Here is a 12,817-nt window from a genome sequence, read left to right as displayed (position 1 = left end):
AGAAAAGGAATATTAAAACAGGAATAATCAGCAACTTTTTATATCATTGTATGATCTTTTTTAGTGGCACGGTTTGACCGAAATCGATGGCATGGCCACTCCGAAATAGCCAATGGGTCGATAATGACATTAATGAGCTCCCGAGTCTTCTTCCTGTGATCCGGAACGGGCAAACTTACTGTTGTCCTCAACAATTTTCGGTCGCAAAAATCGGAAAGCACCTGTAAAATACCGGTTACCATTTCGGAGCTGGCATGCAGTTATGAAGTCTCCCCCGGAAAAATACCCACTTAAGTACCGCCGACTTTAAAAATCTGATAGATATTACAAAATGAAAAACGCGGGAATACGCGTAGCCACATAAAAAAAGGTCTTTTTAAGAAAAAAGACCTTGTAAATTGATGCTCCTGAAGCTGGGCTCGAACCAGCGACCCTCTGATTAACAGTTATAGGGTCTATCCTTTACAAAGGAGTCAAAAATATGCTTTTCCGACTTACAGAGGCAATATATGAACATTTTTTGGAACCGCAAAATTTAGGGTTGTTACATATTTGTGACGGTTTTTCGTTTTGTATCAAATAAGGAAAAAGAGAGTTGCGACCTTTTTCCTACCTCGGTACGGCCATTCCCCACGGGATGTGGCTGTTCCGTGGCAAGTTCGGTTTTTGTGGGTAGCACGAGGTACGAGGGCTGTACGTACAAAAACACAACTTGCACATCACCAAACAAAAGAGAGGGGTTATACCAAAATGTGCCTTAACGGCGCAAAAAACAAACATTCTGTATTGGGAACACAACACGTATCTATATACCCATACATCTATATATCCACATATCTATACATTTATATGCCCAGACATCTATGCATCCAGACACCTCCCTTTCCAAATAGATAAACGGAAGCGGGCGGATTTATTTCTATCATGCTGTGTCCAGCTATCAAAGAACGTTACGGCAGAATACGAATATTGTCGCCACATAATCCCCTACCACTCTAAACTACAATATAACAAAAAGATTTGAAATAACAACGAATTCTTCAAATCTTCACTGCCAACAATTCAGCTGACAGTATTCATTATTTCTTTCTTTTTGTCAGTTCTAATTCATATTGACCTATGGAGCATAGATTAAATTGATACATATTTGAACCTTCAAAATTCCATTTTGATAGTACTACCCCCTTATTTTTTCCGCGATAGAAAAAATAAAATGTATCATATTCCCCTAACACTTCAAATTCTTTCTGAAATCCTGTGTTTAACATTTGGGTTCTTAAGTTATCGTAACAATCCAAATCATATAACAACCTATATTGTACACGTTCTACTTTATTATTCGAGTTAAATAATACTGAAATAGATTTGCCCGAAGAATTGTTTCTCCAATCGATTCCCGTAACCATCTCTTTCTGAAAAACATAGTTTTTATTTGTTAATTTTCCATCGATATCTTCAACACTACCAATAAACAATGTGTTTAAAAAAGACAAGTCTTCACATTGCCCGAAAGATTTGCTATTATTGAAAATATTGAATGTTAATAGTAAAATAGTTATCGATAATTTCATTCCTTTTTTATTTAATATGGTTCATAAATTTTATCCTGTTGTGGCAAACGGATAATATGTACATCATTGCTCAATAACATTACCTATCCACTCGCATTCTTGAAAGCATCACTCTATCGGAAACCACTCCAATTCTTTTTCTATTTTCTCCCTGTACTTAGTGTTGATTTGCTTGGGAGCTTTGCGGATATATTGTTCTGCTGATGTAGAAATTGGCCCTTTTAGTTTTCTTAAATAGCCTATTCTATCATTCGGATTAATGATTTCATTCTTCCCCTTATCATTCTTTCTCTCCCATTTCTCACCAAGATTTGTCCAAATAACGACATCGAAATCTTTGTCTTTTATCCATTCTCTAATCTCATCCTGATATACAAAACCTTTAGGGAAAAACTCGTCCTTCAATTTCTCATACCATCCTATACTGTTCCTACCCGAACCTTCCCTTACAGCCAAATCTGAAACAGCTTTATCAATAGTCATATAATCCGACAAAGTATATAATGTTGGTACTTTCGTACCATTTGAAGTAATAACCAATGTCAAACGACCATCCTTAGAAATTCTTGCGAACTCTATCGGCAAAATCGGCCCATCTGGTTTCCACCCAAAGGATTTATTACATCCCAACTCTTTCGGTTGCCAAACCAACGACCCCCAAGCCAATATTGCTATTCTCATTTCCCTATCTTTTCACTTGAATTAGCTATTATATGTCTAATTTTTGTCCGACAATTATCCCATAATTCACTATCCCATTTTTCCGATTTCAGTTCTTCCCTATACGATTGCAAAAATAACCTCAATGCTCTTGCAAACTTAGTAGCATTAATGGTTTTATCATCTGAGTAAAGAATATCCCCCGATCTTCTAATAATGAAATTATCGTAAGTTTCACCTTGATGCAATAATCCACACCTCATAGCTCCATATATTTTCTTATCAACAAATTTTTCAAGATCATTTCCGTAATCTTTGGCTTTCTTGAAAACTTTGATATATGATTCAACTGCTTTGTCTTTCTCCGTTTTATTAGTTCCGCCTAAAAAGGAAGCTACAGTTTCTATCAACAAGCAACAGTTCGCCATCATTGCGAAACCATTTTTGTATTGTTTTCGATATAGCTCAACAAGTATAGGATATTTTTGTAGTTCGGGAGATTCGTCAAAAAAGAAAGGTTTTAAAAACCTGTTATATAAGCGATAGTATATCAAATCAGCTATTTTGGACTTATTTTTTTCTTCTGCTATCAAAACCTTCATAGCGGACATATTTTCCTCATACAACATGTTATCAGATTCGTAATAACTTGCAAAAATTGTTCTATTCATAGATCGTACACGCTTTATGTTACCAACCGACATACCGTTGTAAAGTCATTTTTATTACAGTATTTTCGTTCTATCAACAATCCTTCTATCAAAACAGCATCGGCTGATCAGAATTATCTTTCCTTTTTCAATTCCTCTGGAAATTCCACATTATCCAGACTTAAATAATCAGTACTGTAAGGTATGGATAATTCCGTATATTTTTTCGTTTTGTGACCACAATACTGCGTTACTGAACACCCTGCACACTTTTTAGGCTGAATTTTATCTAATCTCATTTCCAGCCTTCCACTTGTCAAAAAACCATCGAGTGAATGAACAGCCCTGCTATATACCTTTCGATGGTATTCATCAAATAAAATCTTTTTTTTAGACACTTTATGAAGGTACGGAACCGTCCTATTTTCATCGTTCTCCTTAAAATCGTAATACCAATAAACTAAATATCCGTAGTCAATTTTGTAATCGATAATGTTCTTAATATAAGCAAGTACCTGTATGATATGATTAATGTGGAAAATTTGGGATTTTCTATCTAAAACACGCTGTCTGCCTATGTCATCAGGTTCTATATAATTAAGTTTCTCGTCATAAGTTAATTTTCTTGGATCTCTATAAAAATGATATTTTTCTTCGACAACAAAATTATTGCCTTTGATATCCTGGAAAATATAATCAGGTACACATGCTACATTTGTCTCATGATTAAGAAAGATTTTTCTTGTATCCAGAGAATGTCCATTAAAAATCAATGTAGAGCTATAAATTTCTTGAAGACATGAGTCATCAAGAACAAATACATCTGCCTCAATATCATATTCTGTTTCTATCTTTTGAACTCCTACATCTTTAATTTTCTTTAACAGGTTTAACTGATCATGAAAATAATTTCCTAATCCAATTTCTCTTTCATTTGATGTTTTGGGGATTTCAAAAGACTTATTAATTGAGTAACTTGCGGGACAAAAAGCAAAAGCAGACAAATCCGTAGCGGTAGTATATTCCCGCCTTACCTCTTTCTTTCTAATAGCATATCGATTTCTTTTAATGTTCTGTTCCATTAATAAGCTATCGATTGCAGCAGACACATCAAAATAGTTATACCTTCCATCCATACTTGGAGTCCACCTACCATATTTTGAAAGATAATGGTCAAGAAACTGTTGTATAAATTCCTGGTCCGAAACTCCAAACCTATTCATTAGATATTCGGCGAATAAATATTGCTTATGAGAGTACCCCATTATTATTCACTTTTTTCATAGTGCCGCCACAGTCGCACTTAAACTCCAAATTCTTAACATCGCTTACATAATAAGGCTTACAATCTTCACAGTACCCCGTTCCAAAAGGGATGCCGGTTCCGAACACCTCCCATTCGCCAGATTCCACCTCCAAATAATATCCGAGATCACCTGAACAGACATAATGGCTTTCTTTTTGGCATCGCGCACATTTCACCTCGGCATCCATAGAGTTGTAAAAATCCGGTTGCTTACTGAGTTTATAAAAACTAACGTGATGACATCGCTCACACTGGACAGAAAACTGCTGAAAATAATGGTCGTGCAGGTCATTGTTCGGGTCGGGGTCTGTACGAATTGGAGAGGGGGCTATTTCTTCTCCCGATGTCGTTTCGATGTCTTCCCAAGTGGCTACGGGCCTGTAATCTTCGGGAGGTCCTAACTCCTCGTACAGTTCTTTTGGCAGACGGATGTCCGTGGATGATTTGACAAGATCACCTTTCAACCAACCTACAAAATGTCGATCATCCAACCGCCTAACAAGACAGACGTTTTCTGTGTACCGGTCATTGAACAAGCAGTAGCTTATTTCATCGTTCACCGTAAATGTGGGGTCGTCCACGATCGGCAGATCGGCAAATTCAGCGATATTGGGGTCTTCTATCCAGAAAAAACGGAAACCCTTTGATTCAGCTTCCAGTTTTATCTCCTCCAAGTGTTTGTCCAGATAGGCTCTCATCCAGTTTCCCGTCCAAAAACAGATGATCAGCCTATCCGTAAACCAGGGCAAGAGGCGTTCATCCGGCCTGTCAGATATCCTTACCCCTCCATAATTTATTCTGTATAAAATTGGCTTCATCTCTTACTTTATTCTAAACATTAAAAATAGCAGTTATCCAATTTATTCCACATCTTTTATATTGCTATTTTCAAAAATCTCGTGAAGTTTTTGTTGCAATAGTCTTTTATCGGGCAACTGTGTTTGGTATTCGGCAACCATTGCAGGAGATAGCGAACGGCTCAATGCAAATTCTACGACTTCGTTTTGTTTATCCTTGCAAAGCAAAATACCAATGCTCGGGTTTTCGTGGGGTTTGCGTTCCTTGCGGTCTAATGCTTCTAAGTAAAAATTGAGCTGTCCCAAATGCTCGGGTTTAAATGTGTCGGCTTTTAGCTCAAATGCCACTAAACATTGCAAGCCCCGATGATAAAATACAAGGTCAATGTAAAAATCGCTGTTGCCTACCTGCACCTTGTATTCTTCGTCAATGAAAATAAAATCCCTACCTAATTCAAGGATAAAGTTTTTCATCTGTTTGATTAAGCCTTTTTGCAAATCGCTCTCGCTGTGTGGCTCGGTCAGGTTCAGAAACTCAAACACATAACTGTCTTTGAACGTGTTTGTGATGTCGGTATTTAATTCCTTCGGCAGTGTTGAGATTTTTGCGTTACCTATCATTGTACGTTCAAAAAGGCTTGCGGAAATTTGCCGGTCAAGCTCCCGAACGCTGTAATTTTCTTTGATAGCCATCCGCAAGTAAAATTCTCGTTCTTCTTCGGTTTTGCAACGTGAAAAGATGGTGCGATGGTGTGTCCAACTGATTTGAGCTAATATAGTATTTCTAATATCTTGGGGCTGAAAATCAAATTGTGTCCTCACTGGGGCGACAATTTGATTTGATTGATTATCAGAATTTTGCATTTGTCGCCTCGCTGGGGCGACAAATTTAACTTCGGCATACGTGTCATAAAACTGTACCATTCTATAAAGCCCTGCACGATTAAAGCCTTTTAATTCAGGATTATTACGCTGAATGAACAACGCCAATTCATCAACGGTTTTATCACCCCAATCTGCAACGGATAGTTTTTGTTTGATGTATGCTCCTACATTCCAATACAGGTTTATCAGCTCGGTATTAACGGCACGAATGGCGTTGCTTCGAGCTTGCTGTATTAGATTGATGATGTCTGAAAAACGATTGTCCATATCCTGATAACCTATTAAACAAAACTACAAATTATTACCCTATTACGATGCCCACTATACCAAGATCAACCCGAATTGCTTCTATTTCTTTTAGTTTCTCCATAACCTTACTTTGCACATCATCCACAATCTTCCAGTCCTTGGCAATGTAAATATCTGTTGTACGATTGCCCTCGTCAACGTGATTGAGTGCAAGAGCCACGTCGTCTTTGCTCATTCGGCAATCATTACGGGCGGTATTGGCAAATGTGTGCCTGGCCCAATAGAACGTTACTCCCGACAGACCTATCTGTCGGCATATCTGTTCCATGCCTTTACTTAATGCTTTGTTCAGACAGCCAATCGTAGAATAACGTTCAGTCAATTTACCGATGTATTTCTCTAATAATGGTCTTGCTTTGTCCACAATTTTGATACTGATAAAAGCATTGTCCTTTCTACTTTCGGCTGTTTTAGAGCGGTTATATTCCAATCTTCCGTTCCTGATATTCTGCCCACCCAACTGATAAAAATCTACGGCATTGGTACCACATAAGTAGAACGAAAGCATATACAGCTCTTTGGCAAGTTCTGCACGACTACCGGATTTGGTAGCACAATCCCGTATGGCTAATACTTCTTCAAGGGAATTGTTGCGGTCTTTAGTACGTGGGGGCGGCGAACCAATCTTATATTTTTTAAAAGGATAGTGCTTTATTCGGAATATACCAATATCTTCCTCGTTATAACGGTTCCGTGCAGCGTTGAACAAGGTACGCAGGTCACGCATATAGTTATGTACTGCTGAATTACTTACTCCTTTCACGGTTGTCGTAACAGGTTTGCCAAACTGATTAGTCCGGGTCATTGTGCGCTCCGACTTCAAAAAACGCTCATACGATAAGAGCATCGTATAATGAATTTGGTTGATGGAAAAGGAATCCGTCTTAAAATAATCCACAAGACTGTTTCGCACTACATTAAAGTTTTCAGCACTCTTGATTCTTCCTACTTCTTTTAAACCCTTTATATGCTCGTCGCAAAATTTCACAAAATCAACTTCCTCGTCCATATCCCTTAGAAAATCCCGTAAGGCCTCCGCAGAAAAATGGTCAAGTTTCTCCTCCAAATCACTAATAGTGTTTCGGTACTTCCTTAATTGCTGCTCGACTATATCCGCAATAAAACAATCTTTGATTTTGAAATTTTTGGTCAGTTGCTTTCTGACCACAAAATGGGTCGTGTCAATGTACTTTCTTATACCTTTGTGATAAACACAGATTTTCACATTGTAAGTGCCATCAGCTTTCTTGTGATGCTCATAAACTTTTGCGCTTACGGTTGCCATAATTTTTTCCTTAAGCACGCCGGAATTTCTGTTACATATTTGTAACAAAACGACGTGAAATTCAACAAAAAACTATGTAAATCAAACCAAATCGGAGAACCCGATCGGTCAAACGAAGATGTCTCTAATCTTCGTTTAGAAAGCAAAAAAGCCGTTTTTCTTATCGAAAAACGACTTTTTATCTGGCTCCTGAAGCTGGGCTCGAACCAGCGACCCTCTGATTAACAGTCAGATGCTCTAACCTGCTGAGCTATTCAGGAATATGAAACGTATTCCGTTTCCGTGATGCAAGTATCGCAACTTTTAATGAACTGTGCAAATATTTTGCAGCACAAAAACACAACTCATTCAGATCCAACGCATTTTTTTTAGTATAATTCGCTTAAAACAGGGGGAGTAAAGATAAGCCGAATTACTCCGTCTGAACCATACAAGTCCATTAAGCATTACACATTCAGAAAAGCGGCTGTCGGAGGGTCATAATAGCACGCCGCCCAGCACCAACGTCGCAATCGTGAAATAAATAATCAGGCCCGTCACATCGACCAGTGTGGACACAAACGGGGCTGACGAACTCGCCGGGTCAGCTCCCAGCTTGCGGAGTACAAACGGCAACATCGCTCCCACCAACGACCCCCACAAAACGACCCCGACCAGAGAGAAAGCTATGGCCAGTCCATACAACACCCAAGCATCGCCATAAGCGCCTGTAAAGGCCTGATCTACGGAAATCCGAGAAAATCCGAGTGTCCCTAGGATAAGCCCGAGAAAAAGGCCCGAAAGTATCTCCCGCCGCATAACGAGCCACCAGTCCCGCAAAGTCACCTCGCCCATAGCCATCGCCTGAATAATCAGCGTCGAGGCCTGCGAGCCGCTATTTCCTCCGCTCGACATAATGACGGGCATCAGTAATACCAAGATCGTTGTGAGTCTATCTTCATAATACTTTAGAACATTAAACGTTAATAACTGTCCCAAAAACAACACGATAAGCCACCCGCCGCGCTTCTTCACCAGATGAAAGATCGAAACGTCCAGGTACGGCTCGTCTAGCGCTTCCGTACCTCCAATCCGTTGCATATCCTCAGTATATTCTTCGTTCGCAACCCACAGGATATCGTCAATGGTAACGATCCCGAGCATAATGCCCTGCTCATCGATAACAGGCAGCGCTACCCGGTTGTTCATACGGAAGACATTAACCGCTTCTTCCTGTGGATCATCTGCATTCAGAGAAATTAACCGATTATCTATCAACTCCTCAACCTTGGTCTCGGGATCTGCAATTAGAATATCCCGGATCCGTATATCATCCACAAGTCGACCGTCGCCATCTATAACATACAGAACGTCGATCGTTTCTGAAGCGTTCCCGTACCGTCGGATATGATCTAAAACACGGGTAATGTTCCAATGCGGCTTTACCGTAATATAGTCCGGAGTCATCAAACGCCCGACACTGTCCTCAGGATAACCTAACAAGGACAACGCCTCCTTTCTTTCTTCCGGAGAAAGCATGATGATCAAATGCTTTACAACATCACCTTTTAATTCACTAAAAAATGAGGTACGGTCATCCGGCGGCAGCTCATTGATGAGTTCACGGACTTTGCTTGCCGGTAATTTTTTGAAGATCCGCTCTTGCGTCGGAAAGTCCAGTATACTAAAAACGTGTACTGCACGGTTTATATTCAGCGTTTCAATAAAAAGGGCGGCATGTTCAGGAAGCTCGTCAATAAGCTCCTCCACATCGGAAATGTTCTGCTCATTCAGAAACTTCTGAAGCTCGGAAATTTCACCTGCTTCTATCCATTGCTGAACAAGCTCTACTTGCATTTCTAGTTCTTCCATAACGCTCTTTTTGTTTGATCCTACATCGGTACAATTTTATTTGAAGCAAAAGTCGTTTTTTTAGTTGTAAATAACGAATACTTTTTTTCTGCCCGCAAAGGCTCGCAAGTCCTGAATACGCCGTCGCCGCCATCTTGAATTCAGCTCCGTCGCCGACAGAATACGCCATTATGTCACCCCTCCCTAATAAACACTCGCTTTCTTTTTCGGGTCGTTTCGGCATCGTCTATCCCAGGTGACAAGTCATAACGCAACCATCGTAACAGGAACGTGCTCACCACAGCATATCGGATATCGGGCAACCACAGCTATCGTTCCGCTACCTCCACCTCCCCCCACGACCCGAAGTAGAAACACGATGTGATGCTCCGTCTTCAGTCCGCGTTTTGAACAGCCGATAAAAACAGGCTTCCCGAAAAAAATATAACATTTTTCTTTTATCTTGCAGCATGGTCAATCTTGGGTTCTGGCGACCTGTTTAGTGAAGCGTGTGGACTATAATCCGCAAACAAAAGACGAAAAACACAGATAGATTTATAAATTAAAAACCTTTATTAATCAAAACAATACAATGATCATCAAAATAAAACATTGAACAAAAATAAGCTATAAATACTAAATTATTTAGCAACTCATAAAGTTCAACAAATTTAATATTTTAAAATGCTAGTAATCAAAATAATACTATCTTCCATATTATTTATAAGTTCATGTCATCTAAGCGCACAGATCATCGACAATGACCAAGCCTCTTCATCAATAAAATGGCGGCAGATCCAGCTCGAAAAGTTCACGTTGCTGTATCCGCAGACATTTGAAAACACCGCACAAAAACTGGCATCACAATTACCCTTGCTCCAAGTAAAGAGCAGCCGGGATTTAAGTGTGATCCCGCACAGGACGACGCTGGTCTTACAGGGAAATCACCTAAGCCAAAATGGCTATGTGCAATTAGCACCTCGAAAATCGGAGCTATTCCCTATCCCCTCCTCTACCGCAGATAATCAGGAGTGGCTACCCAACCTGGCGTTGCACGAACTACGGCATATTGCCCAGTTTGACAAATTGACAGGAAAGCTGCGCGGACCATTTTTCGAACAGTTGGGGCTCGCGTTGTACGCTTTAAATTTGCCCGCCTGGTATTTCGAAGGCGACGCCGTGCAGATTGAAACCATACACAGCGCCGGCGGCCGGGGTAGATTGCCGTCCTGGGACATGCCGGTTCGGGCCAATATGTTGTCAGGAAAACACTACGGGTTTAACAAATATGTACTTGGATCTTTCAAAGATAATGTCCCTTCCTACTACACCATCGGGTTTCTGATGAACACCTACATGACCAATCATTTCGGATTGGACAGCCATGAAAAAATAATGAACGGCATGCGGGGAAAACTGCTCAGACCGTTCAATTTCCAGAAAGCTGTAAGGCACGTCTCAGGGATGAAACCGGCCTGGATATTCCGGGAAACGTTGAGCGAACTTCATGAAAAATGGAACAGCGAGATAGACACAAATTCTATACACCAAGAAATAAAAACACCGGAAAGCAGGTACCCGAGCGATTACCTACTTCCGCAACAGCTGTCCGATCAGCGCATCGTCGCGCTCAAAACATCGCCCCGGACCGTAAACGAAATAGTAGTCATCGATACGTCTGGAAACGAATCGTCGGTGGTAAAAACGGGCTTACAGATCACGCCATATTTTCACCACAGAGACCAGTACATAACCTGGGATGAGTATAGAAAAGATGCCCGCTTTGGCAAGCAGACCTACAATGTTATCAATGTCTACAACATGGAAACCGGAAAACTGAAAACATTGACCAAGAAATCAAGGTACTACTCTCCGGTATTCCACCCCACTCACGACCAAATAGCAGTCGTAGAGGTGAATGAAGCAGGAGAAAGCCGCATCGCTTTCATAAACGCGGAAAACGGAAAGCTGATGGATAGCGTCGCAGCTCCACAACATATACACCTGCAGCAACCGAAATTTAATGATGCCGGCGACAAAATTGTCGCCATTGCCGTGGGCCCCGAAGGCACCTGCCTTATCGAACTGCACTTAAGAGATAGAAAATACGTTTTCTTAACGCCATGGGATAGCCAGCAACTGGAACGTCCGTTCTACAACGGCAACAGCGTTATCTTCAAAGCCCATTACGACGGCATTGACAACATATATCAACGTGACGAACATGGAAGGCTTTTTAAGCTGACAAATGTTGCTTTTGGAGCCTTTAACCCCTCCCGTACCGCCGACCACCAGCTTCTCTTTAACGACTATCATTATAATGGGTACAAGCTGGCCAGACAGCCGCTAGCCCATTTACAGGATACCATTGCCCATGCGCGCCCTTTATATATTCTACCCACATTGACCGCTGCCGACAATCAGCATACGGCTCACGAACCACAGTATATACCATCAGCCCCCGCAGCCTACCGTCCCACAGCCAACATGATCAATTTTCACAGCCTGTCCATAAGCAGCACAAACTTCGAAAGTTTCGACAATTATGTTCCGGGCATCTTCTGGCTATCAAACGATGTGCTTAACACAACGGAAATTAAGGTAGGATATGAGTTTGATCCCGATATATCAAAGAGCACGTATTCCGCCGGGATATCTTACAAGCGCTACCTCCCGGTATTTACCGTGCGCTATGCCAATCGCGGCCTCGTGGGCAATGCCATCGGCGGTGGAGATGGCCGTCAGGTCGTGATGTTCGACTATAGAGACCACCTTACCACGATCGATGTGTCTCTTCCGTTTTCCATATACAGGCAGAATTACGTTTACAGTTATGGCCTCAACTTCGGAACATCGTACACGAAGCGGTATGATGTGAGCATACCACTGAAAAACTTCAACGAAAGCATCGCATTTCCGCTCAATTATCAAATCTATCTAAATCGGAATAGTATGCGCGGTAAAATGGATATTGCCCCTAAATGGGGGCAAAACATTAGTGTGACATACCGACACCTCCCCTTTGAGAAGCAGTTGTCCGGTCAGATATTGTCGCTGCGGACAAATTTTTACATACCCGGACTGTTGCTAAACCATAGTTTACAGTTACGCTTTGCGGTGCAAAAAGGTACCGGCCGTTACGACGGGGTGTACGACATCCCGATGGTCTCCGGCTGGGGACACTTCATCTCACCTATAGTGACCAATACGGCCTTAGCGTCTTACCGGCTTCCTCTTTTCTATCCCGACTGGAGTATCGGATCGCTTGCCTACATAAAACGTTTCCAAGGGCTACTCTTTTCAGATTTCCAAAACCTCCACCAGGCAATCGCCCCCAAGAGTTTCGGCATCGGCATCTCAGCAGACTTCAATGTATTTCGTTATGTACTACCGGATATTAATGTGGCAACAAAGCTGACCTATGTAAATGATATGTCCGCGCCCCGTACTATTGTTCCCTCCTTTAGCTTAAGCTATTCGTATTAACAAAAAAACTGGCGATCTGCCAGTTTTTTTATAATAGG

At 41.1% G+C, this 12,817-nt stretch carries 9 protein-coding genes and 1 tRNA gene; 1 reads left to right on the top strand and 9 read right to left on the bottom strand.

The window, feature by feature from the left end:
- Positions 1-1,079: 1,079 nt before the first annotated feature.
- From BC792_RS17015 to mgtE, 9 genes are all read right to left on the bottom strand, one after another.
- Positions 1,080-1,571, bottom strand: coding sequence for a hypothetical protein (locus BC792_RS17015; RefSeq protein ID WP_148910223.1), 492 nt, complete (start codon positions 1,569-1,571; stop codon positions 1,080-1,082).
- Between the two features lie 108 nt (positions 1,572-1,679).
- Positions 1,680-2,252, bottom strand: a complete 573-nt coding sequence (locus BC792_RS17010; protein ID WP_148910222.1) for a hypothetical protein — start codon at positions 2,250-2,252, stop codon at positions 1,680-1,682.
- Positions 2,249-2,902 (bottom strand): hypothetical protein, encoded by a 654-nt coding sequence (locus BC792_RS17005; RefSeq protein ID WP_148910221.1) that lies wholly within the window; start codon positions 2,900-2,902, stop codon positions 2,249-2,251. Before BC792_RS17005 ends, BC792_RS17010 begins: the two co-directional genes overlap by 4 nt.
- 113 nt (positions 2,903-3,015) lie before the next feature.
- Positions 3,016-4,104: a hypothetical protein gene (locus BC792_RS17000; protein WP_148910220.1), complete on the bottom strand. Its 1,089-nt coding sequence runs from the start codon at positions 4,102-4,104 to the stop codon at positions 3,016-3,018.
- A gap of 25 nt (positions 4,105-4,129) precedes the next feature.
- Positions 4,130-5,005 carry a hypothetical protein gene (locus tag BC792_RS16995; RefSeq protein WP_148910219.1) on the bottom strand — a complete coding sequence of 292 codons (876 nt, stop codon included), beginning with the start codon at positions 5,003-5,005 and terminating at the stop codon, positions 4,130-4,132.
- Between the two features lie 42 nt (positions 5,006-5,047).
- The gene (locus BC792_RS16990) at positions 5,048-6,136 is read right to left on the bottom strand and encodes a PDDEXK nuclease domain-containing protein (RefSeq protein ID WP_148910218.1); all 1,089 of its coding nucleotides are present in this window, start codon (positions 6,134-6,136) and stop codon (positions 5,048-5,050) included.
- A gap of 34 nt (positions 6,137-6,170) precedes the next feature.
- Positions 6,171-7,463 (bottom strand): site-specific integrase, encoded by a 1,293-nt coding sequence (locus tag BC792_RS16985; RefSeq protein ID WP_170250068.1) that lies wholly within the window; start codon positions 7,461-7,463, stop codon positions 6,171-6,173.
- A gap of 183 nt (positions 7,464-7,646) precedes the next feature.
- Positions 7,647-7,723 (bottom strand) — tRNA-Asn (locus BC792_RS16980).
- A 217-nt stretch (positions 7,724-7,940) separates the two neighbouring features.
- Positions 7,941-9,314, bottom strand: coding sequence for a magnesium transporter (mgtE, locus tag BC792_RS16975; protein ID WP_148910216.1), 1,374 nt, complete (start codon positions 9,312-9,314; stop codon positions 7,941-7,943).
- Positions 9,315-9,977: 663 nt separating this feature from the next.
- Here mgtE and BC792_RS16970 point away from each other — a divergent pair.
- Complete coding sequence (locus BC792_RS16970; RefSeq protein ID WP_148910215.1) at positions 9,978-12,779, top strand: hypothetical protein; 2,802 nt, start codon at positions 9,978-9,980, stop codon at positions 12,777-12,779.
- Positions 12,780-12,817 lie beyond the last annotated feature (38 nt).

The organism is Sphingobacterium allocomposti (assembly GCF_008124885.1).
In the GTDB taxonomy this organism is placed as follows: Bacteria; Bacteroidota; Bacteroidia; order Sphingobacteriales; family Sphingobacteriaceae; genus Sphingobacterium; species Sphingobacterium allocomposti.
The sequence above is the reverse complement of the archived record's forward strand: the minus strand, read 5'-3'. Positions and strand labels throughout refer to the sequence as shown.

Coding starts and splice junctions, on each gene's coding strand:
- BC792_RS16985 (WP_170250068.1), bottom strand. CDS start 7,463: ATGGCAACCGTAAGCGCAAAAGTTTATGAGCATCACAAGAAAGCTGAT.
- BC792_RS16995 (WP_148910219.1), bottom strand. CDS start 5,005: ATGAAGCCAATTTTATACAGAATAAATTATGGAGGGGTAAGGATATCT.
- BC792_RS16970 (WP_148910215.1), top strand. CDS start 9,978: ATGCTAGTAATCAAAATAATACTATCTTCCATATTATTTATAAGTTCA.
- mgtE (WP_148910216.1), bottom strand. CDS start 9,314: ATGGAAGAACTAGAAATGCAAGTAGAGCTTGTTCAGCAATGGATAGAA.
- BC792_RS16990 (WP_148910218.1), bottom strand. CDS start 6,136: ATGGACAATCGTTTTTCAGACATCATCAATCTAATACAGCAAGCTCGA.
- BC792_RS17015 (WP_148910223.1), bottom strand. CDS start 1,571: ATGAAATTATCGATAACTATTTTACTATTAACATTCAATATTTTCAAT.
- BC792_RS17010 (WP_148910222.1), bottom strand. CDS start 2,252: ATGAGAATAGCAATATTGGCTTGGGGGTCGTTGGTTTGGCAACCGAAA.
- BC792_RS17000 (WP_148910220.1), bottom strand. CDS start 4,104: ATGAATAGGTTTGGAGTTTCGGACCAGGAATTTATACAACAGTTTCTT.
- BC792_RS17005 (WP_148910221.1), bottom strand. CDS start 2,902: ATGAATAGAACAATTTTTGCAAGTTATTACGAATCTGATAACATGTTG.